A 26,518-nucleotide genomic window follows, 5' to 3' on the forward strand; every position below is an offset into this window, starting at 1 on the left:
AGCGGGGGAAAATCGCGCAAGAGCGACCCCAGATCATTCGAGTCTGCGAGCTTTCCGCTGAGTCTTGTTTATCCCTGTGGAAGGGTACCCCGTCAAAGCTGCGTGTCGGTGTTCAGCTCCCATCCGTCGACCGCCCACCTCCTGGCGTTCGCTACTGCGCAGACACAAAAAAGCCGCCTATTGGCGGCTTTCACAGTGGTGACTTAATCCCCCCGGTATTCACACCCGCTTGTGCACGTCTCGTGTATGCGGACTCGGCTCAGTTCCGGGATCAGCGGCTTGACCTGCTGCCAGATCCACTTGGCCAGTACCTCGCTGGTGGGGTTCTCCAGGCCGGGGATGTCGTTCAGGTAGTTGTGGTCCAGTTGCTCGTAGATGGGCCTGAAAAGCGCTTTGATCTCCGAGAAGTCCCGAATCCAGCCGGTATGGGGATCAACGTTCCCTTCGATATAGAGGGCGACTCGGAACGAATGACCATGGAGACGGCCGCACTTGTGTCCTGCCGGTACGTGGGGGAGGCGGTGGGCTGCCTCGAAGATGAATTCCTTGAAGATTTCCAACTGCTGCGCCCTGGCTGAAAGGGATTTCGGGGGCGCGAGTGTATCAGGTGTGACCTGTGTTTTCGTACCGCCCGGCGCCAGCCCAGGCTTCAGCGAAGGCCCAGGCGTTTCGCCAGTCGTAGAAGGTTGGCGCGATCCAGCCCCAGGTCGCGTGCCGCAGCTGCCCAGTTGCCCTGATGATGCTGCAGTCCCGCCTCGATCAGGCGTCGCTGGTAATCATCGACGGCTTCCCTCAGGTCACGGACCTTGCCGGCACCTGCTTCGATTGCACTGGATGTTGCAGTCACGCCTTCCTGGAGCGCTGGCAGCGCCAGGTCGGAAGCGTCGATCGTCAGGATGCGTGGTCGCTGGGGGCGCACGGCAGCCAGCGCCTTGAGCCCCGCCCGACCGATCAGATGCTCCAGCTCCCGCACGTTCCCTGGCCAGTCATAGCGGAGGAGGGCGGCCTGTGCGTCTGCCGCCAGGCGCAGGCTGCGGAGCCCGAGCTGGGCCCGGTTGCGTTCGAGGAAGAAGCCCGCCAGCAGCAGCACATCCCGTCCACGCTCCCGCAATGGCGGGACCAGCAACGGATACACGCTCAGCCGGTGGTACAGATCGGCGCGAAAACGGCCTTGCCTGACCTCCTCGGCCAGCTCCCGGTTGGTGGCTGCGATGACCCGCACATCCACCCGATGCTCCCGATCCGAGCCGACGCGCTGCAGTTGCCCGCTCTGCAGCACCCGCAGGAGCTTCGCCTGGACGGCCATGGGCAGCTCGCCCACTTCATCGAGGAACAGCGTCCCCCCGTTGGCCAGCTCGAACTTGCCTCGACGATCACTCACCGCACCGGAGAATGCACCACGCACATGCCCGAACAACTCACTCTCCACCAGCGTGTCAGGTAGCGCCGCGCAGTTCAGGCTGACCATCGGCATCCCGTGCCGAGCCGAGCGGGCATGGATCGCCTGGGCCACCAGCTCCTTGCCAACCCCCGTTTCCCCGGTCACCAGTACCGTCAGCTCGCTGTCCGCCACCGTTGCGATCTCCGCCAGCAGCGCCTTGTGCGCAGCGCTCTGACCGATCAGCTCACGAGGCGCCGGCTCACCGGCGGCCTGGCGGTATGCATCCGCCCGCTGCCGTTCGTCCTGTGCGCGACGCTCCAAGTCATGCATGCGCTCCGCAGCCTTCACCGTGGCGGAAGCCAGGCTGGCAAATTGCTCCAGTGTCTGCAGGTCCTGCTGCGAAAAGCGCGACGGGTCCAGGGCATCCAGCGTCAGCAAACCCCATGGGCGCTCATCGAGGTAGAGCGGGCACCCCAGGCAATCATGCACCTCCAGGTGCGCGTGATGGCCCTCCACCAACCCGTCGTAGGGATCGGGCAGGTCGCAGTCCGCAGGAAAGTGCGTAGGGGATCGCTGTTCCAGCAAGGCCGCAAGACGGGGGTGATCGACCACGCGGAAGCGCCTGCCCAGGGTATCGAGGCTCAGCCCATCCACTGCCAGCGGCACCAGGTGTTCATCCTCCAGGCGAAGAAGTGCCGTGGCATCGCACGGCAGCAATTCGCGGAGGGCTTCCAGCAAGCGACGATAGCGCTCGCGTTCAGGCAGGTCGCGGGAGAGGTCGCTGACCAGGGGAAGCAAGGTTTGCAGCAAGGATGGCGCAGTCATAATGACTCCAGGCGTGTCGTCAGGACATGGTGCCAAGTGTAGTCAAATTAACCCGTATAAATGCAACTAGCTGAATATAAAGGGAAAATTTTCTGGAACGAAAACTGGAATAGACAAGGTGAACCATCACACCACAAGGGAAACTCCCATGCTCTCCAGCCAAGCCCGTGCAATCGTCACTTCCACCATCCCGCTGTTGGAAACCGGCGGCGAAGCGCTGACTACCCACTTCTACCGCATCATGCTGACCGAGTATCCCGAGGTCCGTGTCCTCTTCAACCAGGCCCACCAGGCCAGTGGCGACCAGGCGCGCGCCCTGGCCAACGGCATCATCACGTACGCCCGCCACCTCGATCGCCTCGACGTCCTCGGGCCGATGGTCGGGCGCATCGTCGCCAAGCACGTTGCCCTGCAGGTCCTGCCCGAGCATTACCCCATCGTCGGCGCCTGCCTGCTGCGGGCGATCCGTGAAGTGCTGGGCGAGGAGATCGCTACCGACGAGGTGATCGCCGCCTGGGCCGACGCCTACCAGCAGCTTTCCAGCCTCCTGATCGCTGCCGAGGAGGAGGTCTATTCCGCCAATGCCGAATCCGAAGGCGGTTGGCGGGGCGGGCGTCGCTTCGTGGTGCGGCAGAAAGTGGTGGAGAGCGAGGAGATCACCTCGTTCTACCTGGCTCCCGCCGATGGCGGCCCCGTCCAGGCGTTCATCCCCGGCCAGTTCATCGGCCTGCGGCTGGACATCGATGGGCAGGAGGTACGCCGCAACTACTCCCTGTCCGCCGCCCCCAACGGTCGCGACTACCGCATCAGCGTCAAGCGTGAACCGAATGGCAAGGTATCCAACCACCTGCACGATCGGGTCGGGGAGGGTGATGCCCTCGAACTGTTCGCCCCCGCCGGCGACTTCATCCTGCGCCCCGGCCGCAAGCCTCTGGTGCTGATCAGTGCCGGCGTCGGTATCACCCCCGCCCTCGCCATGCTCGAAGCCGCCCACGGCAGCGGTCGACCGATCCACTTCATCCACTGCGCCCGCAATGCTTCCGTGCAGGCTTTCCGCCCCTGGCTGGAAGAGTTGGCCGCGCACACGTCGAATCTGCGACTCCACACCTGCCTCAGCGAACCGAACGCCGGTGACCGGGCCGATGCCATCGGCCTGTTGAGCCGCGACCAACTCGCCCAGTGGCTGCCCGCCTCCCGCGATGTCGAGGCGTACTTCCTCGGTCCCAAGCCCTTCATGGCCATGGTCAAGAAACACCTAGCCGCGTTGGGCGTGCCGGCTGCGCAGTGTCACTACGAGTTCTTCGGCCCGGCTGCCGAACTGGATGCCTGAACCGCCGCCCGGCACCCCGGTGCCGGGCCTTTACTGGAGGTGTTCACCATGTGCCCTGTCCCTTGCTCCTTGTTGAGCCTGGCCCACCGCCTGCTGGCTGCCGGCCTCGCGCTGCTGCTGGTTGGTGTCGTCGGTGCCTACGGGCTGGATCATTACCTCGCGCTGCCAGCCCAGGTGCTGGCCCATGGACTGGTCATCCTGGGGCCCTCGCTGATCAAGGTCGGCTATGTCATCCGTCTCACCGCTCTGCAACGCCTGCATCGGGGGGCCTGCCATGCAACTGCGTGATCGTCGCCGCGAACTGGCCATTGCACCGCTTTGGCGCCTCGGGTTCCGGCCCTTCTTCCTGGCTGGCAGTGCCTTCGCGTTGCTCGCGGTAGCGGCCTGGCTGGGCGTGCTGAGCGGAGCACTTCAGGATTGGCAGCCCACCGGAGGCTGGCTCGCCTGGCACCGCCACGAGATGCCCTTCGGTTTTGCCGTGGCAATCATTGCCGGCTTCCTGCTCACCGCCGTGCAGAACTGGACAGGCCAGCCGGGCCTTGCCGGCCGCCCGCTGGCTGGCCTGTTTGCGGTATGGCTGCTGGCGCGACTGGCCCGGTTTGGCGGTGTGCCTCTGGTAATAGTGGCGCCCCTGCAACTGGTCTTCCTGCCCCTGCTGGCCTGGGTAATCGGCCGTCGCTTGTGGCGGGTGCGACAGCGCAACAACTACCCGGTCGTGCTGATGCTCCTGCTGTTGGCAGTGGCCGATGGGGTCGTGGTGCTGGGCACGCTCGCGGGCAATGACGCCTGGCAGCGCCAGGGTGTGCAGGGGGCGCTCTGGTTGGTGGCCGCGCTGATGGGTTTGATCGGCGGGCGGGTGATCCCGTTCTTCACCCAGCGCGGGCTTGGTCTGCCCAGCCAGGTCAAGGCCTGGCCCTGGCTGGAGTGGGGCACTCTGGGGCTGTCGCTGGCCGTGGCGCTGTTGGCGCTCATGGGCGCCGCCAACCGGCCCGTTCCGTTCCTGGCTCTGCCGTTCGCCGTGCTTGGGGCGGGGCACCTGCTGCGCCTGGTGCGCTGGTATCACCGGGGCATCTGGCGGGTGCCATTGCTCTGGTCACTGCACCTGGCATTCGCCTGGCTGGTGGTAGCGCCGTTCGGCCTCGCGGCCTGGCACCTGGGCTGGCTGGCGGGCAGCAGCCCGGCCCTTCACGCACTGGCGGTGGGCGCCATGGGTGGCTTGATCCTGGGGATGCTGGCGAGGGTCAGCCTCGGGCACACCGGGCGCGCGCTGGTGGCGCCTCCAGCGATGGGCTGGGCCTTCGGCCTGCTCAACCTGGGGGCGGTGCTGCGGGTCTTCGGCATCGGGATTTGGCCACTGGCCAGCCTGCTGCTGGCCGGGGCTTGCTGGATCCTGGCCTTCGCCCTGTTCCTTGGGCACTACGGGGCGATGTTCTGGCGGGCCCGGGTTGATGGTCAGCCGGGCTGAAGGCGGCGAGGGTCAGGGGCGGGCGGTGCGCGCGCGTGCCAGTTCCTGTTTCAGCCAGTCGGCCGAAAGCTGCTCCTGGCCAGCACAGTTCACCTTGTAAGGCTTGCCACTCATGCTGCTTTCCGTGGCTGCACGGGCGATGAAATCCTCGGCGTTGTCCACCAGGCCCTTCTTTTCCAGGTAGTTCAGCTTCTTCTGCATGTGCTGCCGTGCCTCGGCGGCGGGGTACTCACTGCCGTTGCGGATGAACAGGCAGCCACTGCTTTCCACGAACCCCAGCAGGGCGTTGATCTCCTGCTGGCTCTTCGCGTCCAGTTGGGCCTGGCTCGGGGTGGTCGCAAGCAGCAAGCAGCTGGCGCAGATGGCCCGCCAGATAACGGTGGAAGCGCGCATCGTTCCAATACTCCATGTGGCTCAAAGGGGTGTGGCGTTTGTACCAGGGGCCGACCGGCAGGGCGACGTCCTCCGTCACGACTTCGGCATAGTTCTGCAGCGGTCGCAGCGGGTAGCCCAGCGGGTCGGCCGGAGCATACACATTCAGCCAGCGCGCGGCTCGCTCAAGGCCTGCCGGCAGGCAATGACCGGGGAAGCGGATAGGTCGCACCGGGTCGTAGGCGAAGGTGAAGAGCGGGATGTTGCAGCCGAAGGTCACCAGGCCCGCCAGGGTTTCCAGCGCGAGAAAGGGATCGCGCGGACAACTGGGCGTCGTGTTCAGCTTCTGCTGGTCCCAGGCGAAGTTGGAGAAGATGTGCCCGCCCAGCGAGTGGGCCAGCACCACCAGTGGCGTGGTCGGCGCCACCTTCGCCCGCAGGGCCGTGAGGCCGTTGCGCAGGCACTGGTGCACCTCCTCGTAGGTGGTGTCGTAGGCCTGGCTCACCTTGCGGTAGCCGCTGGCGTCACCGAGGAACAGCGTCACCGCCTCGCGCAGCCAGCGCCAGGTCACTGGTTCGCGCTCCAGGCGGTCGAGGTAGGCCCGTTCGCGGCGGTCCAGCACGCTGGCCCAGTACAGGCTCTGGAAGGCGATGGTGTCGGCCTCCACGCCCAGCTCCCGGCGCAGCCCGCCGATAAGGCCCTGGGCATAGCTGTACTGGCCCTCGGCATCGCGCTGGTCGGGCTGGCTGCCAATGCCATGCAGGATGGCGACGGCGAGTTTCATGGGTTCCTTCCTTGGAGCAGATCGGGTCAGAGAGGGAGCAGGCGTTCGGCGAGGCGGCCGCTGTCGGCCAGCTCGAGAAACTCGTCACCCAGCCGTTGGCTTTCCGCCATGGCCTTGCGCCAATAGCGCTCGCGGCCATCGTCGTCGCCCAGGTAGCGGGTGAAGTCCTTGCGGTCCGGCAGTTTGCCGTGGGGCAGGGTGGCCAGGTAGTCCTTCGACGGTGCCAGCAGCAGGACGTCCTGCAGACGCTCGGCATCGCCTCGGCGCCAGGGCAGGCCCTTGTCGAACCAGCCGGGGATGACCTTGTCGGTGAAGTGCGGGTAGAGCACCACCCCGTCGCCCTGATAGGGCAGGTCCAGGTGGTAGTCCAGCAGGCCGCCGTCGCGGTAGGTTCCGGGGCCGACGCCAGGGATGTCGCGCACCCCCTCCATCACCATGGGGATGGAGCCGGAGGCCAGCAGCGCGTGGCGCAGGTTGGCGCCGTCCAGCGGCAGGCAGCGCGAGGGGAAGTCGTTCAGCGCCGCCAGCGGCGGCGCCAGGCGGCTGTCATGCAGGATCACTCGCTCGAAGTGGCGCGCCAGGCGCGGGCGGCCCAGCAGGTTGGCGCCGATCACCGAAGACAATCCCAGGCCCAGCGCTCCCCGACGGTCGTGGGCGAGCAGGCCATGGCTCTTCACCACCACCACGTTCAGGCGGTAGTGCGGGTTGCTCAGCACCTGCTGGTCCTGGCCGTCGAGCAACTGGTCCAGCATCGCCGTACAGCGGCGGCTCACGTCCGCCATGCTCACGCCCTTGGGGAAGCGCTGAGAGGTGTACAGCTCGCCGAGCCGCCGGAGGCCTTTGGCGGCGTCCGGCAGGCAGGCACTGGCGAAGCGCCAGGAGCCGATCGAGGCACCGATCAGCGAGCGCTCCTGGGGCGCCCGGGGTAGCCATTCGCCGAACAGCGCCAGGTCAAGCCCCTGGATGCCCAGCGCCTTCGGCCCGCCCGCCGCGCCGGGCAGGATCTTCACATCCGCCGGCTGCAGGCCGTGCTCGCGGATACGGGCCAGCGCTCGCTTGCCGGCGCGCAGGGTGAGGGCGGGCGACTTGATGTGAATGGCGCTCATGGGGGCCTCCGAAAAAAGCGAGGCAGCGATTATAGTGGCCCGCGCCGGCTGACCAAGCGCTTTCAGCATGTGAATGATGCGTCCGCAGGCAGCGCGATGCCGCCCCGGCAGCGGGGCTTCGGTGAATTCAGCTTGAATTAATGGCGACTGGCTACAGTGAGCCCATCTCAAGACAGCAATCCCCACAAGGAGAACCCACGATGAAAACCCTTACTGCCCTGTTCGCCACTGCCGTTCTCGCCACCACCTCCAGCCTCGCCCTTGCTCGTGACCTGGGGCCGGATGAAGCGCTCAGACTGCGTGACGCCGGCACCATCCAGTCCTTCGAGAAGCTCAATGCCGCCGCCCTGGCCCAGCACCCCGGTGGCACCATCAACGAGACCGAACTGGAGGAAGAGTACGGCCGCTACGTCTACCAGGTAGAGCTGCGTGATGCCAAGGGCGTGCAGTGGGACCTGGAGCTGGACGCCACCAACGGCCAGGTTCTGAAGAACCACCAGGACGACTGATGCGCCTGATCATCCGCTACAGCGGCATCGTCGCCCTGGTCCTGGCCACCTGCACCCTGCAGGCCATGGCCCGCGACCTGGACCAGGACGAAGCCCTCAGGCTCCGCGAACGAGGGGTGATCATGCCCCTCGAACAACTTCTCGACCGCGCCCTGGGGCTCTACCCCGGGGCGCGCCTGCTGGAAGCGGAGCTGGAGGAGGAAGACGATATCTACGTGTATGAAGTGGAACTGCTGACCACCGATGGCGTGGTCCGCGAGCTGGAACTGGATGCCCGTGACGGCCGCATCCTGAAGGACGAGGAAGACGACTGATGCGCCTATTGCTGGTGGAGGACCATGTTCCCCTGGCCGATGAACTGCTGACCGGCCTGGCCCGCCAGGGCTACGCCGTGGACTGGTTGGCCGACGGCCGCGATGCCGCGCATCAGGGCATCAGCGAACCCTACGACCTGATCGTGTTGGACCTTGGATTGCCGGGGCGTCCGGGCCTTGAGGTGCTCCAGGAGTGGCGCGCCAACGGCCTCGCCACCCCGGTGCTGGTGCTCACTGCGCGGGACTCCTGGGCCGAGCGCATCGAAGGCCTCAAGGCCGGTGCTGACGACTACCTGACCAAGCCGTTCCACCCCGAGGAGCTGGCCCTGCGCATCCAGTCCCTGCTGCGCCGTGCCAAGGGCCTGGCCAACCAGCCGCACCTGGAGGCCGCCGGCCTGCAACTGGACGAAGGCCGCCAGTGCGTGCTGCGTGACGGCGAAGAGGTGACGCTGACCGCCGCCGAGTTCCGCCTGCTGCGCTACTTCATGCTCCACCCCGGCCAGTTGCTCTCCAAGAGCCACCTGGCCGAACACCTGTATGACGGCGAGACCGAGCGCGATTCCAACGTCATCGAAGTCCACGTCAACCACCTGCGCCGCAAGCTCGGCCGCAGCGTCATCGAGACACGCCGTGGCCAGGGCTACCGCTTCACCGGAGTCACCGGGTGAGGTCCATCCAGCGCCAGCTTTCCCTCGGCCTGGTCGCCCTGCTGCTGGTGGTTGGCCTTCCACTGGCCCAGCTCAGTCTCTGGCTGTTCGACGACGGCCTGCGGCGTTACCTGGAGAACAACCTGCGCAGCGAAGCGGAGGGCCTGCTCGCTGCCCTGGTGCGTGGTCCCAATGGCATCCAGTTGGACGAGCAGAAGCTCAACCCCGCCCACCAGCAGCCCTTTTCCGGGCGTTACTTCGTGATCCGCATCGACGACCGCCCCTGGCGCTCCCGCTCGTTGTGGGACAGCGAACTGCAACTGCCCGAGCGTGCCGGCCTGGCCACCGACCTGCTGCCTGGACCCCGCGAGCAGCGGCTGCTCACCTACCGGGGCGACTACCGGCGCTTTGGCCGCCAGGTGGTCATCGTCGTCGCTCAGGACTACACCCCCGTGCTGGAAGAGTTCCGCCGCGTGCAGTGGACCGGCGTCGCACTCGGCCTGGCCGCGCTGCTGCTGATCCTCGGCCTGCAGCGCTACACCGTGCGCCGCGCCCTGCGTCCCCTGGAGCGGGTCCGGCAGCAGATCGCCCAGTTGCAGCAGGGTCAGCGCAGCGAACTGGACGCCCAGGTACCCCGAGAGCTGGAGCCGCTGGTGGGCCAGGTCAACCACCTGCTGGCCCACACCGAAGACACCCTGCGTCGCTCGCGCAATGCCCTGGGCAACCTCGGGCACGCCCTCAAGACACCGCTTGCCGTGCTGGTCAACCTGCAGGGCCGGGAGGAGCTGCGCGAGCATCCCGAGCTGCGCGCCACCCTCACCGAGCAACTGGAGCAGATCCAGCAGCGCCTCGCCCGCGAACTGGGGCGTGCCCGGCTGGCCGGCGAGGCCCTGCCCGGTGCGCACTTCGATTGCGACGCGGAACTGCCGACCCTGTTCAACACCCTGGCGATGATCCACGACAGCGCGCTCGACCTCGACTGGAGCGTCGAGCCCGGCCTGCGCCTGCCCTGGGACCGGGAAGACCTGCTGGAGCTGCTGGGCAACCTGCTGGACAACGCCTGCAAGTGGGCCGAGACCCAGGTGCTGCTGGGGATATCCCGCCAGGCCGACGGCTACCGCCTGTGCGTCGACGACGACGGCCCCGGCATCGCCGAGGACCAGCGCCAGGCCGTGCTGGAGCGCGGCACCCGCCTCGACGAACAGGTGGCCGGGCATGGCCTCGGCCTGGGCATCGTGCGTGACATCGTCGAGGCCTGGGGCGGTCACCTCAGCCTGGACAGCAGCCCCCTCGGCGGCCTGCGGGTGCGCATCGACCTGCCTGTTCCGCACCGTTGACGGCGCACAGTGCGGTTGGTATCAGGCCTGTCTAGTCTGAAGGCAACCCAACAAGGACCCGCCCCATGCATGCATTCGATGCTCCCCATCCGCCGCACCTGGCCCGGCTGCTCGGCTACGCCGGGCTGGTGCCCTTCGTCACCGGCGCACTCGGCATCTGGCTGACCCCGATCGGTTGGCGCCCCCTGGTACTGGCTGCGTTACTGGATTACGCCGCCGTCATTCTCGCGTTCATGGGCGCCATTCATTGGGGGCTGGCCATGCGCGCCGGCCAGGACGACACCCGCGCGCGCCTGCAACTGGGCCTCTCGGTGATTCCCGCGTTGTTCGGCTGGGTCGCCATCGCCGCCGGGCTGCCCGCTGGCCTGGCGGTGGCCGTGTTCATCCCGGCCTTCATCGGCCTTTACCTGGCCGACCTGCGTGCCGTGCGCCTGGGCCTCGCACCTGGCTGGTACCCGGCCCTGCGCCGCCCGCTGACCATCGGCGTGGTCACCAGCCTGCTGGTGGCCTGGGGCGGCCTGCTACTCGGCCAGCCAGGCTGACACCGTGGCCAGTGCCGCCTCGCGGCGCTCGGCCCAATCTCCCACCAACACCACATAACGCTGCCCCTGGGCCTTCAGCCACGCCTCACTGGCGTGGAAGAACGCCAAGCGTTCAGCCAGCGCTGGCTGGCAGCGCTGCCCATCGCCCACCCAAGGCACGCCTTCCGGGCTCAGCAGCAGGTGCAGGTCGTAGCGGCGCTCGGCCAGGGCCGTCTCCAGCCAGGCCGGGCAATCGCCGAACAGCGTGCGGCTCCAGAGGATGTTGCTCAGCAGGTGGGTATCCAGCACCAGCAGCGCCGGTCGCTCGGCCCGCGCCGCGTCTTCGCGCTGCAACTGCCCCCGGGCGATCAGGGGAATGTCCGCGTAGCAGGTGTCGCGCTGCTGCTCGTCGATGAACTCGCGCACGTACTCGCCCACCACCCGGCCGCCGAAGCGCGTAGCGATCTCGCCGGCCAGCCAGCTCTTGCCGCTGGACTCGGGGCCGGCCATTACCAGCACCTTCATACCGAAGCCGCCAGGGGCTGGCGCCACTGCCGCCAGCCATGCACCGCCAGCAGGGTGAACAGCGCGTAGAGCGCGGCGGTGAGGTAGAGCCCCTTGTAGGTGAACAGCCCAACGAAGATCACATCCACCACGATCCACAGCGCCCAGCATTCCAGGCGCTTCTGCGCCATCCACACCTGGGCCACCAGGCTGAACCCGGTCAGCGCCGCGTCCAGCCAGGGGACGGCGGCATCGGTGTGGGTGGCCATCACATAGCCCAGCGTCAGGCTGCCGGCGGCACCCAGGCTCAGGCCCGTCGCCAGTTGCGCCGGAGTCAGGCGGCTGACCTCGCGGCCGTCATGGCGGGCGCCGCCCCGGGTCCACTGCCACCACCCGTAGCCTTGCAGCACGGCGTAGATGCCCTGCAGCAGCATGTCGGAATAGAGCTTCACCTCGAAGAAGATCCAGACGTAGATCAGCACCATCACCAGGCCGATGGGCCAGCACCAGATGTTCTGCCGGGCGGTGAGCCAGACGGCCAGCACGCCGAGAGCGGCGGCGAAGAGTTCAAGCGGTGACACGGGCGACCCTCGTTCGATGGAGGGGCGATTGTAGCGGCTCCCACCTGCCGCGCCAGTGGCGGCAAGTGGGGCAGGGGAGGGCTCAGATGCGGAACTGGCGCAGCAGGTGGCCGAGGCGTTCGGCCAGCTCGTTCAACTGATGGCTGGCACTGCGAGTCTGCTCGGCGGCCATGGCCGTATCGTGGGCCAGGCTGGCGGCCTGGGTGACGTTCTGGTTGACGTCCTCCACTACGTGGGACTGCTCCAGGGTGGCGCTGGCGATGGAGGCATTCAGGCCCGTGAGGTTGCGCAGCGACTGGCCGATCTGCCCCAGGTTTTCGCCGGCCTGGCTGGCGCGCTCCACCGTGGCCTGGGTGGCCCGGCTGCTCTCGTCGATGACCTTCACCGCCGCCTCGGAGTTGGCCTGCAGGCGCTCGATCATGCTCTGGATCTCCGCCGTGGATTTCTGCGTCCGCTGGGCCAGCAGGCGCACCTCGTCGGCCACCACGGCGAAGCCACGGCCCTGCTCCCCGGCACGAGCGGCCTCGATGGCCGCGTTGAGCGCCAGCAGGTTGGTCTGCTCGGCGATGGAGCGGATCACCTCCAGTACGCTGCCGATCTGCGAACTTTCCGCCGCCAGGGAACGGATCACCTCCACCGCCTGGCCGATGGTGCCGGCCAGGTCGCTGATCTGCTGGATGCTGGCGTCGATGCTGGTCTGGGCCAGGCGTGCCTGGTCCTCGGCGGTACGCACCTCCTCGGCGGCGTGCTCGGCGTTCTTCGCCACGTCCTGCACGCCGTAGGTCACCTGGTTGATGGCAGTGGCCACCAGCTCCATGCGCTGGGACTGCTGCTCGCTGTGGGCGTGGCCGTCCTGGGCGATCCCGCCCAGGGCGCTGGCCGATTGGTCCAGCGCACCGGCAGCCTCCAGGGACTGGCGGATCACCCCGCGCAGCTTGCCGGTGAAGGCATTGAAGTGGCCGGCCAGCGCAGTCACCTCGTCGCGGCCGTGGGTGTCCAGTTGACTGGTGAGGTCACCCTCGCCGCTGGCGATGTCGGCCATTGCGGCCACCACGTCGTTCAGCGGGCGGGTGATGCTGCGGGCGATGAGCATCACCAGGGCGGCCATCAGCAGGGCGATGACCAGGCCGATGGCCGAGGCTTCGAGCGCCTGGTCGCGGAACTCGCTCTCCAAGTCGTCGATGTAGATGCCCGAGCCGAGCACCCAGCCCCACGGTTGGAACAGTTGCACGTAGGACACCTTCGGCACCGGGTCGGAGGCACCCGGCTTGGGCCAGCGGTAGTGGACGAAGCCGGCGCCCTTGGCTCTGGCCACCTCCACCATCAGGTTGAACAGCGGCTTGCCGTCCGGGTCCTTGTAGCCGGAGAGGTCCTGACCCTCCAGCTTCGGGTTGGTCGGATGCATGACCATGCGCGGGCCCAGGTCGTTGATCCAGAAGTAGTCGGTCTTGTCGTAGCGCAGGCCGCGGATGGCCTCCATCGCCTGCTTCTGCGCCGCCTCGCGGGTCAACGTACCCGCCGCCTCCAGGCCCTGGAAGTACTGCAGGGTGCCCAGGGCGGTCTGCACCACATGCTGGGTCTTCAGTTCCTTGCCGACGAGCAGGTCCTCATGGCTCTGGCGGAGCATCAGCACCCCGAGGACCAGCAGCATCGACACGGCAACGACGAGGATCAGCCAGAGTCGCTGGCTGATGGGCAGGCTGCGCAGATTCATGAATGAGGTACTCCCCGCGACATTGTTGTTTTTTCCCTAAGGCGTCAGAGGCGCGCTGCAGGCGTGTTGTCTGATAGCATTTCGGCCTTTTCGCCCCAAACCTGAGCATGACGGTCGGGGCCTCGGGAACCCAGTCGACCAAGGTCGGTCATAGAGCCGCTCGGCAGCCCAGCCGCACCAACACCAACGCACTTAATTTAGTCGGGCCACGACCGCGTGCGCCCTGGGGAGATTCGATGGATTTGTGGACCGCCTTCCAGACCCTGTTGCTGGGCATCGTCGAAGGCCTGACGGAGTTCCTGCCGATCTCCAGTACCGGCCACCAGATCATCGTTGCGGATCTGATCGGCTTCGGCGGCGAGCGCTTCAAAGCCTTCAACATCATCATTCAGCTCGGCGCCATCCTCGCTGTGGTCTGGGAATACCGGCGCAAGATCTTCGACATCGTGATCGGCCTGCCGCGGCAGAGCAGCGCCCAGCGCTTCACCCTCAACCTGATGGTGGCCTTCTTCCCCGCCGTGGTGCTGGGGGTGGCCTTCGCCGACGTCATCCACCATCACCTGTTCAACCCCATCACCGTCGCCACCGCCCTGGTGATCGGCGGCGTGGTCATGCTCTGGGCCGAGCGCCGGCAGCACTCCATCGAAGTCGACACGGTGGACGAGATGACCTGGAAGCACGCCCTCAAGGTCGGCTGCGCCCAGTGCCTGGCGCTGGTGCCCGGCACCTCCCGTTCCGGCGCCACCATCATCGGTGGGCTGGTCTTCGGCCTCTCGCGCAAGGCTGCCACCGAGTTCTCCTTCTTCCTCGCCATGCCCACCATGGTCGGCGCGGCCGTCTACTCGGGCTACAAGTACCGCGCCCTGTTCCAGCTTGCCGACCTGCCCGTATTCGCCCTGGGCTTCGTGGTGTCGTTCATCTTCGCCATGCTCGCGGTGCGTGCCCTGCTGAAGTTCATCGCCAGCCACAGCTACGCCGTGTTCGCCTGGTACCGCATCGGCTTCGGCCTGCTGATCCTCGCCACCTGGGTCTTCGGCGTGGTGGACTGGAGCACCGCCCAGGCCTGACGAGGCCGAGGTATTCGCCGCATCGATGAAGGCGCGCCACGGGCGCGCCTTTGTCATAGTGGGCCCCCGCCATTGCCCGGAGGCCCACCATGCTCCCGCTCGAACACCGCCTGCTGGCCGTCAACGGCATTCAACTCGCCCTGCATCTCGCCGGCCCGGAGGACGGCCCGCCAGTCTGGCTGCTGCACGGCTTCCCCGAATGCTGGCTGGCCTGGCGCCACCAGATCGAACCCCTGGCCCGTGGCGGCTACCGTGTGCTGGTGCCTGACATGCGCGGCTATGGCGCCAGCAGCGCCCCTGCCGACCCGGCCGCCTACGACCTGCTGACCCTTTGCGCCGACATCCGCGCCGCCATGGACGCCCTCGGCCAGGCCCGCGTCTGCGTCGTCGGGCACGACTGGGGCGCGCCTGTTGCCTGGCACCTCGCGCTGCTGGAGCCCCAGCGCGTCCAGGCGGTGGCGGGCATGGCCGTGCCCTTTGGCGGCCGGCCCCGGCAGCCGGCCACCGAGGCCATGCGCCGCCACTTCGCCGATCGCTTCAACTACATCCTCTACTTCCAGCAGGTCGGCCTGGCCGAGCAGGAGCTGGATGCCGACATCCCCCGCACTTTGCGCATGATGCTGCACCACTGTTCCGCCGCCGTGCCGCTGGGGCATTTCCTCCAGGAGCGTCCCGCCGGCTCGCGGCTCTTCGATGGGCTCGAAGACCCCGGCCTGCCGCCGGTGTGGTGCGAGCCGGAAGCCTTCGCCGGCTACTGCCAGGCCTTCGAGCGCCAGGGCTTTCGCGGTGCGCTCAACTGGTACCGCAACTTCGAGCGCAACTGGGCACTGACCGAGCCTCTGCAAGGGCAGCGGGTGCTGCAACCGGCGCTGTTCCTCATCGGCGACCACGACCCCGTGGGCCTGCTGGAAGCCCACACGCTGAAACAGATGCCGGAGGTGGTGCCAGCCCTGGAGGTCCATCGGATCGAGGCCTGCGGGCATTGGCTGCAGAGCGAGCAGCCCGAGGCGGTGAATGAGCGCCTGCTGAGTTTCCTGGCCCGGCACTACCGCTGAGTGGCTGGGCGGCGCAGCACCAAGTAAAGCAGCGGGCCGATGGAGGCGAAAACCGCCGTCAGCAGGTAGAAGGACAGCAGGTAGGCCAGGCTCCGGCCCTGGCGGCGGTTGTCCTGGTACATCCAGACCGCGATCAGGGCGCAGGCCAGGTACAGGTCGATCACCACCTGGGCGGTGTCCGGCCGGCTCATCAATTGAGCGCCGAAGGCCAGCAGCGACTGTTCACTGATGGCCATCACATAGAGGGTGTAGCCACCAAAGGCGAGGAGAGCGGCGAGGGCGAGGGATCGGGCAGGCATGGCAACGTCCTTGTCATGGGTATGGACGCGAATCTGCCGCAGTGCCCCCGCGCCGGCAATGAGGCATCGGGTCGCCCCAGGCGGCTCAGTCCAGCAGCAACCCCACCCGCTTGTACTTCGGCAGGCGGGCCACCACCAGTTGGTGGGAGCGGGTCAGCAGGGCCTTCAGCTCGGCGCCGCCGAGGGCGGGCGGCATCGCCACGCTGACCCAGAAGGCACGGGCCAGGTAAGGCGCCGGGCGCACGCCGGGGCGGTCGACGTAGCCGAGGAACAGGTCGGGGTCGACCTTGAACGCCAAGTCCTCGCCGAGGAAGTCGGCGATGGCGAACATCTTGTTCCCGGCCACCGAGAACACCCGGTTCGCGCCCCACTTGAGGTCTTCCCGGGCGCCGGGCAATTGCAGGCAGAACGCGGCGATCTCGTCAGCGGTCATGGGCAGCTCCTTGCGGGTCTAGAGAGGTCGCTGGCGCACATCGCTGCGCAACAGCACGAGGCCCAGCAGCATACCGGCCAGGGCCAGGCCGGCGGCCACCAGGAAGATCGCGGCAAAACCCTGGGCGTTGGCCACCAGACCCATCAACGGGCCGGCCAGGCCCAGGGCCAGGTCGAAGAACACCGCGTAGGCCCCCAGCGCCGAGCTGCGGCTGGAGGCGGGGATGCGCGAGATGGCCTCCACGCCCAGGGCCGGGTACACCAGCGACAGGCCGAAGCCGGTCAGCGCGGCGCCGCACAGGGTCAGCCAAGGCTGCGGTGCCAGCCACAGCAGGAGCAGGCCCAGGCTCTCGATGCCCAGGCAGGCGATGGCTACCCGGTAACCGCCGAGCCGGTTGATGGTGCCGGCGAACAGCAGGCGCGCGCCGATGAAGGCGCAGCCGAAGGCCGTCAGGCACCAGGCCGCGCCGCTCCAGCCACGGCTGGCGTAGTACAGCGTGACGAAGGTGGCCAGGGTGCCGAAGCCGATGGAGCCCAGGGCCAGCGCCACGCCGTTGGGGGCGATGCGCAGGAACACGTTGCGAAACGGCAGGCGCACGCCGGCGACGATCGGTGCCGGTGCCTTGCCCCGTGCCACCAGCAACGCTCCGGCGCCCAGCAGGGCGATCAGCGCGCCCATGCTCCATAGTCCCAGGCCACTCACCAGTAGCACCCCGAGAGGCGCGCCGATGGCCACCGCGCCGTAGGAGGCGATGCCGTTCCAGGAGATCACCCGCGCGGTGTTTTCCGCGCCGACCCGGCCGATGCCCCAACTGATCGAGCCGGTGCCCACCAGCCCCTGGGACACGCCCAATGCCACGCGGCCGGCCAGCAGCAGGCCCAGGCTCAGGCTCGGCAGGCCCTGCAGGGAGGTGGAGGCCAGCGTCAGCAGGCCGCTCAGCGCGCAGCCGCCCAGGCCCAGCAGCACCGCGTGCTTGGCGCCGCGGCGGTCGGCCACCGCGCCGGAGAAGGGGCGCGAGAGCAGGGTGGCGGCGTACTGGGTGCTGATCACCACGCCGGCCAGCACCGAGCCATAGCCCAGGTCGTTGTGCACGTAACCGGGCAGGACCGCCAGCGGCAGGCCGATGCACAGGAAGCTGATGAAGGTGAAGAAGACGATGGAGACGATCTGCAGGGTGATGGAGGCAGACTGCTCGACGCTGCGCATGGATGGACCTGGTTCGGGCTCGGTGCGGGAGGCGCCCATCATCCTCCAGCCGGCAGGCCAAGGGAAAGCCAGCTAACGAGTGCTCAGAGGGGCTCCAGCGCTTCGCTGCGGCAGGCGTCGACGAGGTGGTCGATCCACGCCCGCACCGCCGGCAGCAGGCCGCGCCGGTGGGTGTAGACCGCCTGCAGGTGGCCGCCCGGCAGCTCCCAATCCGGTAGGACCCTCACCAGGCGGCCGTCTTCAAGCTCCTGGCGGCAATGCATCGCCGGCAGCATGGTGATGCCCAGGCTGCGCAAGGCCGCCTGCTTGCGCACCTCGAAATCCTCGATGGCCAGCCGGGGTTCGAGCACGATGTCGCGGCGGTTGCCCTGGGCGTCGCGCAGCAGGTAGTGCAGTTTGCGGTCGCGCTCCAGCGCGCCGAGTACCGGCAACCGTGCCAGCTCGTCCGGGCTTTGAGGGGCGCCGGCCTGGAGCAGGGCAGGGGTCGCCACCAGGTAGGCGCGGGCGGGCGCCAGGTGGCGACAGATCAGCGAGGGCTCCTCGTCCTCCCGGTCGCGTACCCGCAGGGCCACGTCCACCCCCTCCGCCAGCAGGTCGACCCGGTGGTTCACCAGTGCCACTTCCAGTTGCACCAGCGGGTAGCGTTCGAGGAAGTCGCTGAACACCCCGCGCAGCCGGGTGCGGGCGACTTCGGTGGGGCAGGTGACGCGAATGCGTCCGCGCGGTTCGCTGGTCAGGCTGGCCACCGCTTCCTCGGCCTGTTCCGCCTCCAGCAGCATCGCCTGGCAGTGCCGCAGGAAGCGCTCGCCCACGTCGGTCAGGGCCAGCTTGCGGGTGGTGCGCTGCAGCAGGCGCGCACCGAGCCGGGTCTCCAGCTCGGCGATGCGTCGCGACAGGCGGGACTTGGGAATGCCCAGCAGGCGCCCGGCCGCCGCAAAGCCGCCGTGCTCCACCACCTTGGCGAAATAGAAGAGGTCGTTGAGGTCCTGCATGCTGCGCTACCGCTCGGAAGAGGGCGCACTATGGCACTCGTGGGTGGATTTCGTCGACTTGATGAAGCCTCCACCTACGAGGTTATCGGAGCTGTGTATCTTGAGTACTTCGCGTATCGGTGAATGCCGGGCCAAGACTGGCGCGATACCTGCAACACCTCAGGCTCACTGCCGCTCCATCGACGGAGGCGCCGGCTCAGGGAGGCGAGCCTGGCCCGACCGCGACGACCTCGACCCCTTCGCCGACGAGCGTGTCGGTGCCGTGATGCTGATGGCGCCCCCCGGCGCCCCCCCGGCGTGCTGTTCGGGCGCAAGGGGCTGGAGCCGGTGCCGCTCAACAGCGGTGAGGAGGACCGCGTGCTGCCGCTGGAGCAGAACGCCCGCGCGCTGCTGCGCAAGCTGCCGGACTTCCGCCTGGTGTCGGGTGCTGGCCACTTCGTGTTCATGGCGCCCTGTTCCGAGGAGATGAACGCCCTGGTGCCCCAGGTCTGCGAGTACGCCGAGGCCGTGCGCTTCTTCACCCGCACCCTGGCGGACCTGCAAACATCGTTGCGCTGATTCGCCTCATGGGTGGGACGCTGCATCGCAAAAGAACCGACTAATCGTCGTTTGGCTGCATGGGTAGGATGGCCACCATTCCGATCGCACTCCGGCGATCGCCAGACACAGGGGCCTTCCCATGAAACTTCTGCACCTCGACTCCAGCATCCTCGGTGACGCGTCCGCCTCCCGCCAACTCAGCCGCGCCGTGGTCGAAGCCTGGCAGGCCGCCGAGCCGGGCGTACAGGTCACCTACCGTGACCTCGCCCAGGACGCCTACGCCCACCTCTCCGCCACCAGCCTGATGGCCGGCGCCACCCCCGCCGAGCTGCGCGACGCCGCGCAGAAGGCCGAGGTCGCCCTGTCCGAAGTCTCGCTGGACGAATTCCTCGGCGCCGACGCCATCGTCATCGGTGCGCCGATGTACAACTTCACCGTGCCCACCCAGCTCAAGGCCTGGATCGACCGCATCGCCGTCGCCGGCAAAACCTTCAAATACACCGAAGCCGGTCCCCAGGGCCTGGCCGGTGGCAAGAAGGTGGTGATCGTCTCCACCGCCGGCGGCATCCACGCCGGCCAGCCCAGCGGTCAGGCCCACGAGGCCTACCTGGTGCAGGTGCTGAACTTCCTCGGCATCACCGACATCGAGATCGTCCGCGCCGAAGGCCTGGCCTACGGCGAGGAGCCCCGTGCCAACGCCTTCAAGGCCGCCCAGTCGCGCATCGGCGAGCTGTTCGCGGTTGCCTGATCGGCAGGCTGGATGAACGAGCCCCGCTTCGGCGGGGCTTTTTCATGGCTGTGCTCGGCCTCCTGAGCCGGCAATGTCGCGGCCTCACCCGTCCTGCTCGCCAGGCGGCTCCCCGCTGAGGGCCCTAAACGGCTACAATCGCGCCCTTTTTTGCGTGCCTGCACGCCCAGCCCAGGATTCCGCCCTTGATCTCCACCGCCAACATCACCATGCAGTTCGGCCCCAAGCCGCTGTTCGAAAACGTTTCCGTCAAGTTCGGCAACGGCAACCGCTACGGCCTGATCGGCGCCAACGGCTGCGGCAAGTCGACCTTCATGAAGATCCTCGGCGGCGAGCTGGAGCCGTCCGGCGGGCAGGTGATGCTCGAACCCAACACCCGTCTGGGCAAGCTGCGCCAGGACCAGTTCGCCTACGAGGACTTCACCGTCATCGACACGGTGATCATGGGCCACGGCGAGCTGTGGAAGGTGAAGGCCGAGCGCGACCGCATCTACAGCCTGCCGGAGATGAGCGAGGACGACGGCATGGCCGTGGCCGAGCTGGAAGTGCTGTTCGCCGAGATGGACGGCTACACCGCCGAGTCCCGCGCCGGTGAACTGCTGCTGGGCCTGGGCATTCCCCTGGACCAGCACTTCGGCCCGATGAGCGCCGTGGCACCGGGCTGGAAGCTGCGCGTGCTGCTGGCCCAGGCGCTGTTCTCCGATCCGGACGTGCTGCTGCTGGACGAACCGACCAACCACCTGGACATCAACACCATCCGCTGGCTGGAAGGCGTGCTGACTGCGCGCAACAGCACCATGATCATCATTTCCCACGACCGTCACTTCCTGAACAGCGTCTGCACCCACATGGCCGACCTGGACTACGGTGAGCTGCGCCTGTTCCCCGGCAACTACGACGAGTACATGACCGCCGCCGAGCAGGCCCGCGAGCGCCTGCTCTCGGACAACGCCAAGAAGAAGGCGCAGATCGCCGAACTGCAGCAGTTCGTCAGCCGCTTCTCGGCCAACGCCTCCAAGGCCAAGCAGGCCACCAGCCGTGCCCGCCAGATCGACAAGATCCAGCTCGAAGAGGTCAAGCCATCCAGCCGCGTCAGCCCCTTCATCCGCTTCGAGCAGTACAAGAAGCTGCACCGCCAGGCGGTGACCCTGGAGCGGGTCAGCCAGGGCTTCGACGGCACGCCGCTGTTCAAGAACCTGTCCATGCAGATCGAGGCCGGCGAGCGCGTCGCCATCATCGGCCCCAACGGCATCGGCAAGACCACCCTGCTGCGCACTCTGGTGGGCGAGATGGCGCCGATGGCCGGCGAGGTGAAATGGACCGAGAGCGCTGACGTGGGCTACTTCGCCCAGGACCACGCCGAGGACTTCGAGGACGACATGACCCTGTTCGACTGGATGGCCCAGTGGACCCAGGGCGGCGAGCAACTGGTGCGTGGCACCCTCGGCCGCATGCTGTTCTCCAACGACGACATCAAGAAGTCGGTCAAGGTCATCTCCGGGGGCGAGCAGGGCCGCATGCTGTTCGGCAAGCTGATCCTGAAGAAGCCCAACGTGCTGGTGATGGACGAACCCACCAACCACCTGGACATGGAATCCATCGAAGCGCTCAACCTGGCGCTGGAGAACTACCCGGGCACGCTGATCTTCGTCAGCCATGACCGTGAGTTCGTCGGTTCCCTGGCCACCCGCATCATCGAGCTGTCGGAGAACGGCGTGACCGACTTCAGCGGCACCTACGATGACTACCTGCGCAGCCAGGGCGTGATCGTCTGATCACGACCGGACAGGAAAAACCCCGCTCAGGCGGGGTTTTTCGTTTCCGGAGGCGGGCCGGCTTCAGCCCAGCACCCGGTGGGCCAGGCCGACGTACAGCGGGATGCCCAGCAGGATGTTGAAGGGGAAGGTGATCCCCAGGGACATGCCGAAGTACAGCGAGGGGCTCGCCTCGGGGATGGCGAAGCGCAGGGCCGCCGGCACGGCGATGTAGGAGGCGCTGGCCGCCAGCACCATCAGCAGCGCGGCGTTGCCGGCCTCGACCCCGACCAGCACGCACAGGCCCAGGGCCAGGCAGGCATGCACCGGCGGGGCGGCCAGCGCGTAGAGCAGCAGCCAGGGCGAACGGCCTTTGAGGTCGCTCAGGTTGCGTGCGGCCAGCAGGCCCATGTCCAGCAGGAAGAAGGCCAGCATGCCCTTGAACAGGTCCACCGAGAACGGCGCGAGGGCGGCCTGGCCCTTGGCGCCGGTCACCAGGCCCACCAGCATGGCGCCGAGCAGCAGCAACTGGGCGCCGTCGGTGAGGGACTCGTGCAGCACCTTGCCCAGCCCGACGCCCCCCGCCGGGGAGCCGGACGGGGTGGCCAGTGCCGGACTGGCCGGTGCGCGGTGACGCAGGCTGTTGGCCAGCACCACGGCGACGATGATCGCCGGCGACTCCATCAGCGCCATGGCCGCAGCCATGTGCCCGCCATAGGGCAGGCCCTGGTTCTCCAGGTACTGGATGGCGGTGATGAAGGTCACCGCGCTGACCGAGCCGTAGGTGGCGGCCAGGGCGGCGGCATCGAAGCCGTTGAGCAGGCGGCGCAGCAGCAGGTAGGCCAAGGCCGGCACCAGCAGCGCCAGCACCACGGCCAGGCCCAGGGAGCGCGCCACTTCCGGGGTGAAGCCGGAGGCGGCAAGGGCGAAACCGCCCTTGAGGCCCAGGGCCATCAGCAGGTAGAGCGAGAGGAAACGGGAGATCGGTGCGGGGATCTCCAGATTGGACTTCAGCAGGCCGGCGAAGATGCCGAAGAGGAAGAAGAGGATCGCGGGGTCGAGGAAGTTGGACATCGGTGGTTTCCAGAGAGCAGGGATGGCCATAGGCTAGTGCGCGAAATACATAATCAAAAATCAATAATTACGATGCAAAGATTAGAGGAAAGATTATGAGCGCGACGTTCCGGCAATTGCGCCTGTTCCTCGCCCTGGCCGAGCACCGCAGCATCACCGCTGCCGCCCGGGCCTGCCACGTGACGCAGCCCACCGTGTCGATGCAGCTCAAGGAGCTGTCCGAGGCGGTGGGCATGCCGCTGTACGAGCAGATCGGCCGGCGGCTGTACCTCACCGAGGCCGGCGAAGCGCTGGCCGAGACGGCCCAGGCGATGGTGGAGGAGTGGGGCTCGTTCGAGCAGCGCATCGACGGCATGCGCGGGCTGACCCGGGGGCGCCTGCGCCTGGCGGTGGCGAGCACCGCGCAGTACTTCGTGCCCAGCCTGCTCGGGCGCTTCTGCGCCAGCCATCCGCAGATCGACATCGCCCTGGAGCTGCTCAACCGTGATGCGGTGCTGGCGCGCCTGCGGGACAACCGCGACGACCTCTACATCCTCTCCATGCCGCCGGCCGACCTGGAGCTGGAGACCCACGCCTTCCTGCCCAACCCGCTGGTGGTGATCGCCAGCCAGTCGCACCCCCTGGCTGGCCGGCAGGGGCTGACCCTGGCGGACCTGGCGGAGCAGCGCTTCATCCTCCGCGAGCGTGGCTCCGGCACGCGGCTGGCCTGCGATGCGCATTTCCGGCAGGCCGGCTTCGTGCCCCAGGTCTGGGTGGAGCTGGGCAGCAACGAGGCGATCAAGCAGACGGTGGCCTCTGAAATGGGGCTGTCGGTCATCTCCCGCCATGCCCTGGCCCCCATCGTCGAGCACGAGCAGTTGGCCGTGCTGGACGTGCAGGGTTTCCCGCTGCAATCGAACTGGTGGACGCTCTACCCCCGGGGCAAGCGCCTGTCGCCCCTGGCGACGGTGTTCCTCACCCATCTCGATGACATGGCCCAGGCCTGGTACCGGCAACGCCAGTCGGCCTGAGCGTCTGGCGGTTCAGAACCGCGCCTGCATACCCAGCCGCCAGGTACGTCCCGGAGCCGGCATGAAGCTCTGCGCCAGCGGGTCCAGGTAGTAACGGTCGGTGAGGTTCTGCACCGACAGGTTCAGCTCGGCGTGCTCCAGCACCTTGTAGGTGAGGAACAGGTCGTAGAGCGTCACCGCGCGGTAGTCGATCTGTGGCGTGGTGGCACCGGTCTGCCAGGGCTTGTCCAGTTGCGCGGTCGGGCCGGAGGTGTGGGTCATGCGCCCGCCCAGGGTCAGTGTCTCGTCGAAGAAGCGCAGGCCGGCCAGCAGGTTGGTCGACAGCTTTGGCGGGTTCTGGGTGTTGGTGTACGAGCCCATGTAACTGCCCGGGGTGCAGTCCGGTGTGTCCTGGGTGTGCTGGTAGGGGCTGGCGGCGGCGCGCAGCTTGGCGGCGAAGGCGGCGTCGCAGGTTTCGGTCTTCAGGTAGTAGGTGGCCGAGAGGTCGGCGAACACGCGCCCGGCGTCGTAGTGCGACTGCAGTTCCAGGCCACGGGTGCTGTAGCGGTCGGTGTTGCTGAAGGTCATCTGCCCCCAGAGGCCCGGGCTCGGGTCGTAGTAGCGGGTGATGTAGTGGCGGATCTCGTTGTCGAAGAACGCCAGCTTGGCGGACGCGGTGTCGCCTGATGCCAGCAGGTCGCTGCGCAGGGCGCTCAGGCCCAGTTCCCAGCTGCGCGAGCGCTCGGGCTTGAGGTGCTTGCCCGGGGTGACCTGGTGGGTGCCCTGGCTGGTCTCGAACAGCGAGGGCTGGCGCAGGCCTTCGGTGTAGGTGAGGTAGGCGAAGGTGTCCGGCAGGAACTCGACGTTGATGCCGAAGGCCGGGGCGAAGCCGCCGCCGTGGCTGTCGCGCTGCGGGGTGTAGTCGTACCCGGTGACGACGTTGCTGATCTCTTCCGGGTAGACCGTCACCTGGGTGGCGCCGAAGCTGTCGAAGGGCACGCCGTTGAACGGCTCGTTGCTGTTGCCGAAGACGATGCCGTTGTTCAGGCGCGGGTCGGTGGCGGCGGTGTACTGCCCATTCTGGTCGGGGAACCACATCATGCTGCCCCAGCCCGTGGGGCCACTCACCGAGATCCAGCGCATCGCGCGGTCTGCCCGGCGGGCCTCGGCGAGCACGGTGTTGTCGCGGGTGCGGTAGTGGCTGTAGCGGCCGCCGCCCCACAGGGTGACTTCCTCGATGGGCTGGTATTCCAGCTTGCCGTTGAAGCTGAACTCCTGGCGCGAGGCGTCCCGCAGCATGCGGTTGGCGTTGATGTCGTGCTGGGTGACGACCACGCTTTTCTGCGGCTTCAGGTCCTCCACCTGGAAGGCGCCACCCAGCTCCAGGGTGAAGTCGCCGTGGTCGGTGCTGAAGCGCGACACGTTGCCCAGGTCGCCGCCGATGCGCCGGTCATCCTGCCGGGCCCAACTGCGGTCGGTGCGGTACAACTGGGAGGTCGGTGCCATCCAGGCGGCGCTGAGGGAGCTGGTCTTCGACACGGTCATCCACAGGTTGGCACTGAGGTCCAGCAGCGGGTTGTCGGCGGGCAGGTAGTGGTAGCGCGCGGTGTAGGTGTCGATCGCCACGTCGCTGGTGGGGTACTGGTAGATGCCGGCGGTACCGGAACGGAAGATGTCCGAGGGCATGATCTCGCCCATGTGCCCGTCGAAGCGGCGGTAACCCAGGTCCAGGGTCTGTTCGTCGTCCAGCCGCCAGGTGGTCTTGAGCAGGTAGGACTCGGTCCGTGCCGAGGAGTTGAGTACCTCTTCACCGGCGTTGTAGGTGTTGGCCACGCTGGGCTGCTCGTCGCCCCGGCGGTCGAACAGGCGGTAGCGCTCCTGGCCGTGCTTGCCGGCGAAGTAGTTACCCTGGTTGCGGTGGGCGTAGGCGGCCACCAGGTCCACCCGCTCGTGGTGGAAGGCGAAGGCGGCGCTACCGGATTCGGCCGCCGAGTTGAACAGGTTGCCGCGCTTTTCGCGGGGGACGGCGCTGAGGTCCTCGGTCCGCGAGTGGGCGTCGCGGTCGGCGGGTTCGACGCCGTTGTTCCAGAGGTTGCCGGTCACGCGCAGCCCCACGTTCTGGCCGTCGACGAGGATGTCGTCGACGCCGAGGGTGGTCATCTCCACCGCGCCGCCGATGGCTCCGGAGCGCAGGCTGGGGCCCTTGTCGACGGTCACGCTGCTGAGCAGGTCCGGGTCGATGTAGCTGCGCTGCTGGGTGCCGCCGTAGCCGCGGTAGACATCCAGCGCCTGCTCCGAGCCGTCCACCCGCACCGCGATGCGGCTCTGCCCCTGGATGCCGCGGATGTTGACGTCCAGCGCGCCGCCGTTGCGGCTGTCGCCCACCTGCACACCCGCCACGCCCTTGAGCATGTCGCCCACCGAAACGGTGCCGAAGCGGTCCAGATCCTCCCGCGTCAGGTGCACGGAGGAGCGGGGCGCGCGGTAGGTCTCTTGCGTGTCGTCGAGCAGGGCGGTGGCGCCGACCATCGTCGGGTTCAGTTCGAGCCCGGCCTGGGGCGGGGTGTGCCGGGGCAGCAGGATGTAGGTGCCAGCGGCCCCGGGCAGCAGGTCCAGGTCCGTGCCGGCCAGCAGGCGCTGGGCCGCTTCCGCCACGCTGTAGCGACCCTTGAGTGCGGGGGCGGTGCGGCCCCGCGCCAGGTCGGCATCGTAGGACAGCAGCAGCCCGGACTGGCTGGCGAACAGGCCCAGTGCGGCACCCAGCGGGCCGCGGGGGATGTCGTAGTCGTGTGTACTGTCCGGCCGGTCGTGGGGCGCGGTCGTCTCCGTGGCCTGCACGGGCGGGGCGGTGACACCGGCCAGCAGGCAGCCGAGCAATGCGCAGCCGACGGCCAGGCTGATCGGGGAGAGGCGGATGGGGATGGGCGAAGTGGCAGGGCGCCGGTGGACTGCTGGCATGGTTCTCTCGCTC

At 67.8% G+C, this 26,518-nt stretch carries 28 protein-coding genes; 14 read left to right on the top strand and 14 right to left on the bottom strand.

Annotated elements, in window-relative coordinates; translation table 11 throughout:
- Positions 1 to 203: 203 nt before the first annotated feature.
- Entirely contained in the window at positions 204 to 560 is a 357-nt protein-coding gene (gene queD, locus A7D27_RS17255) for a 6-carboxytetrahydropterin synthase QueD (RefSeq protein WP_069565546.1), read from the bottom strand.
- Between the two features lie 89 nt (positions 561 to 649).
- Positions 650 to 2,206 (bottom strand): nitric oxide reductase transcriptional regulator NorR, encoded by a 1,557-nt coding sequence (norR, locus tag A7D27_RS17260; protein WP_069565547.1) that lies wholly within the window; start codon positions 2,204 to 2,206, stop codon positions 650 to 652.
- Positions 2,207 to 2,354: 148 nt separating this feature from the next.
- On the opposite strand from norR, the gene hmpA reads away from it, so the two are divergent.
- Genes hmpA through A7D27_RS17275 form a run of 3 tightly spaced genes read left to right on the top strand, consistent with a single transcriptional unit; the run spans position 2,355 to position 5,001 of the window.
- A complete protein-coding gene (gene hmpA, locus A7D27_RS17265) occupies positions 2,355 to 3,536 on the top strand; it encodes an NO-inducible flavohemoprotein (RefSeq protein ID WP_069565548.1) in 1,182 nt (393 codons plus the stop codon).
- 48 nt (positions 3,537 to 3,584) lie between these two features.
- The gene (locus A7D27_RS17270; RefSeq protein ID WP_069565549.1) at positions 3,585 to 3,824 is read left to right on the top strand and encodes a hypothetical protein; all 240 of its coding nucleotides are present in this window, start codon (positions 3,585 to 3,587) and stop codon (positions 3,822 to 3,824) included.
- A complete protein-coding gene (locus A7D27_RS17275; RefSeq protein ID WP_069565550.1) occupies positions 3,811 to 5,001 on the top strand; it encodes an NnrS family protein in 1,191 nt (396 codons plus the stop codon). The genes A7D27_RS17270 and A7D27_RS17275 overlap by 14 nt, the downstream gene beginning before the upstream one ends.
- 12 nt (positions 5,002 to 5,013) lie before the next feature.
- On the opposite strand, the gene A7D27_RS17280 is transcribed toward A7D27_RS17275, so the two are convergent.
- From A7D27_RS17280 to A7D27_RS17290, 3 genes are read right to left on the bottom strand one after another with little or no spacing between them, the layout of a single operon-like run.
- Positions 5,014 to 5,271, bottom strand: a complete 258-nt coding sequence (locus A7D27_RS17280) for a DUF5329 family protein (protein ID WP_240915582.1) — start codon at positions 5,269 to 5,271, stop codon at positions 5,014 to 5,016.
- Positions 5,231 to 6,157, bottom strand: coding sequence for a hypothetical protein (locus A7D27_RS17285; protein ID WP_069562587.1), 927 nt, complete (start codon positions 6,155 to 6,157; stop codon positions 5,231 to 5,233). Before A7D27_RS17285 ends, A7D27_RS17280 begins: the two co-directional genes overlap by 41 nt.
- Before the next feature lie 26 nt (positions 6,158 to 6,183).
- Positions 6,184 to 7,263, bottom strand: a complete 1,080-nt coding sequence (locus A7D27_RS17290) for a hypothetical protein (protein WP_069565551.1) — start codon at positions 7,261 to 7,263, stop codon at positions 6,184 to 6,186.
- A gap of 200 nt (positions 7,264 to 7,463) precedes the next feature.
- Between A7D27_RS17290 and A7D27_RS17295 the strand changes: the two genes are divergently transcribed.
- From A7D27_RS17295 to A7D27_RS17315, 5 genes are all read left to right on the top strand, one after another.
- On the top strand, positions 7,464 to 7,772 hold the full coding sequence (locus tag A7D27_RS17295) for a PepSY domain-containing protein (protein WP_069562585.1): 309 nt from the start codon (positions 7,464 to 7,466) through the stop codon (positions 7,770 to 7,772).
- Complete coding sequence (locus tag A7D27_RS17300; RefSeq protein WP_069562584.1) at positions 7,772 to 8,086, top strand: PepSY domain-containing protein; 315 nt, start codon at positions 7,772 to 7,774, stop codon at positions 8,084 to 8,086. The genes A7D27_RS17295 and A7D27_RS17300 overlap by 1 nt, the downstream gene beginning before the upstream one ends.
- Positions 8,086 to 8,754 carry a response regulator transcription factor gene (locus A7D27_RS17305; protein WP_069562583.1) on the top strand — a complete coding sequence of 223 codons (669 nt, stop codon included), beginning with the start codon at positions 8,086 to 8,088 and terminating at the stop codon, positions 8,752 to 8,754. The genes A7D27_RS17300 and A7D27_RS17305 overlap by 1 nt, the downstream gene beginning before the upstream one ends.
- Positions 8,751 to 10,070, top strand: a complete 1,320-nt coding sequence (locus tag A7D27_RS17310) for a sensor histidine kinase (RefSeq protein ID WP_069565552.1) — start codon at positions 8,751 to 8,753, stop codon at positions 10,068 to 10,070. The genes A7D27_RS17305 and A7D27_RS17310 overlap by 4 nt, the downstream gene beginning before the upstream one ends.
- 65 nt (positions 10,071 to 10,135) lie before the next feature.
- A complete protein-coding gene (locus A7D27_RS17315; protein ID WP_069562581.1) occupies positions 10,136 to 10,612 on the top strand; it encodes a DUF3429 domain-containing protein in 477 nt (158 codons plus the stop codon).
- Here A7D27_RS17315 and A7D27_RS17320 read toward each other — a convergent pair.
- The 3 genes from A7D27_RS17320 to A7D27_RS17330 form a co-directional block, all read right to left on the bottom strand.
- Positions 10,592 to 11,116, bottom strand: a complete 525-nt coding sequence (locus A7D27_RS17320) for an AAA family ATPase (protein ID WP_069562580.1) — start codon at positions 11,114 to 11,116, stop codon at positions 10,592 to 10,594. The genes A7D27_RS17315 and A7D27_RS17320 overlap by 21 nt on opposite strands.
- The gene (gene pnuC / locus A7D27_RS17325) at positions 11,113 to 11,676 is read right to left on the bottom strand and encodes a nicotinamide riboside transporter PnuC (RefSeq protein WP_069565553.1); all 564 of its coding nucleotides are present in this window, start codon (positions 11,674 to 11,676) and stop codon (positions 11,113 to 11,115) included. Before pnuC ends, A7D27_RS17320 begins: the two co-directional genes overlap by 4 nt.
- An 82-nt stretch (positions 11,677 to 11,758) precedes the next feature.
- Positions 11,759 to 13,390 carry a methyl-accepting chemotaxis protein gene (locus A7D27_RS17330; protein WP_069565554.1) on the bottom strand — a complete coding sequence of 544 codons (1,632 nt, stop codon included), beginning with the start codon at positions 13,388 to 13,390 and terminating at the stop codon, positions 11,759 to 11,761.
- A gap of 236 nt (positions 13,391 to 13,626) precedes the next feature.
- Here A7D27_RS17330 and A7D27_RS17335 point away from each other — a divergent pair, with 236 nt between their 5' ends.
- Positions 13,627 to 14,457, top strand: coding sequence for an undecaprenyl-diphosphate phosphatase (locus A7D27_RS17335; protein WP_069562577.1), 831 nt, complete (start codon positions 13,627 to 13,629; stop codon positions 14,455 to 14,457).
- 89 nt (positions 14,458 to 14,546) lie between these two features.
- Positions 14,547 to 15,512, top strand: coding sequence for an alpha/beta fold hydrolase (locus A7D27_RS17340; protein WP_069565555.1), 966 nt, complete (start codon positions 14,547 to 14,549; stop codon positions 15,510 to 15,512).
- Here the strand turns inward: A7D27_RS17340 and A7D27_RS17345 are convergent.
- The 4 genes from A7D27_RS17345 to A7D27_RS17360 form a co-directional block, all read right to left on the bottom strand.
- A complete protein-coding gene (locus A7D27_RS17345) occupies positions 15,503 to 15,811 on the bottom strand; it encodes a DUF2834 domain-containing protein (protein WP_069562575.1) in 309 nt (102 codons plus the stop codon). The genes A7D27_RS17340 and A7D27_RS17345 overlap by 10 nt on opposite strands.
- Positions 15,812 to 15,896: 85 nt before the next feature.
- Positions 15,897 to 16,244 (bottom strand): MmcQ/YjbR family DNA-binding protein, encoded by a 348-nt coding sequence (locus A7D27_RS17350; RefSeq protein ID WP_069565556.1) that lies wholly within the window; start codon positions 16,242 to 16,244, stop codon positions 15,897 to 15,899.
- Positions 16,245 to 16,262: 18 nt separating this feature from the next.
- Complete coding sequence (locus A7D27_RS17355) at positions 16,263 to 17,450, bottom strand: MFS transporter (protein ID WP_069565582.1); 1,188 nt, start codon at positions 17,448 to 17,450, stop codon at positions 16,263 to 16,265.
- Between the two features lie 83 nt (positions 17,451 to 17,533).
- Positions 17,534 to 18,442: a LysR substrate-binding domain-containing protein gene (locus A7D27_RS17360; protein ID WP_069565557.1), complete on the bottom strand. Its 909-nt coding sequence runs from the start codon at positions 18,440 to 18,442 to the stop codon at positions 17,534 to 17,536.
- Between the two features lie 297 nt (positions 18,443 to 18,739).
- Between A7D27_RS17360 and A7D27_RS29200 the strand changes: the two genes are divergently transcribed.
- The 3 genes from A7D27_RS29200 to A7D27_RS17375 all read left to right on the top strand — a co-directional run bounded on the left by A7D27_RS29200 (position 18,740) and on the right by A7D27_RS17375 (position 21,505).
- Positions 18,740 to 19,000: an alpha/beta fold hydrolase gene (locus A7D27_RS29200; RefSeq protein WP_069565558.1), complete on the top strand. Its 261-nt coding sequence runs from the start codon at positions 18,740 to 18,742 to the stop codon at positions 18,998 to 19,000.
- A 121-nt stretch (positions 19,001 to 19,121) separates the two neighbouring features.
- On the top strand, positions 19,122 to 19,730 hold the full coding sequence (locus A7D27_RS17370; RefSeq protein ID WP_069565559.1) for an FMN-dependent NADH-azoreductase: 609 nt from the start codon (positions 19,122 to 19,124) through the stop codon (positions 19,728 to 19,730).
- A 185-nt stretch (positions 19,731 to 19,915) separates the two neighbouring features.
- A complete protein-coding gene (locus A7D27_RS17375) occupies positions 19,916 to 21,505 on the top strand; it encodes an ABC-F family ATPase (protein WP_069562570.1) in 1,590 nt (529 codons plus the stop codon).
- A gap of 63 nt (positions 21,506 to 21,568) precedes the next feature.
- Here A7D27_RS17375 and A7D27_RS17380 read toward each other — a convergent pair whose 3' ends face one another.
- On the bottom strand, positions 21,569 to 22,558 hold the full coding sequence (locus tag A7D27_RS17380; protein ID WP_069565560.1) for a sodium-dependent bicarbonate transport family permease: 990 nt from the start codon (positions 22,556 to 22,558) through the stop codon (positions 21,569 to 21,571).
- Between the two features lie 95 nt (positions 22,559 to 22,653).
- Here A7D27_RS17380 and A7D27_RS17385 point away from each other — a divergent pair, with 95 nt between their 5' ends.
- The gene (locus A7D27_RS17385) at positions 22,654 to 23,568 is read left to right on the top strand and encodes a LysR family transcriptional regulator (RefSeq protein ID WP_069565561.1); all 915 of its coding nucleotides are present in this window, start codon (positions 22,654 to 22,656) and stop codon (positions 23,566 to 23,568) included.
- A gap of 12 nt (positions 23,569 to 23,580) precedes the next feature.
- On the opposite strand, the gene A7D27_RS17390 is transcribed toward A7D27_RS17385, so the two are convergent.
- Entirely contained in the window at positions 23,581 to 26,505 is a 2,925-nt protein-coding gene (locus A7D27_RS17390; protein WP_083265675.1) for a TonB-dependent receptor, read from the bottom strand.
- Between the last annotated feature and the right edge of the window lie 13 nt (positions 26,506 to 26,518).

Origin of the sequence: Pseudomonas sp. 1D4, assembly GCF_001728925.1 — a bacterium.
GTDB lineage: Bacteria > Pseudomonadota > Gammaproteobacteria > Pseudomonadales > Pseudomonadaceae > Metapseudomonas > Metapseudomonas otitidis.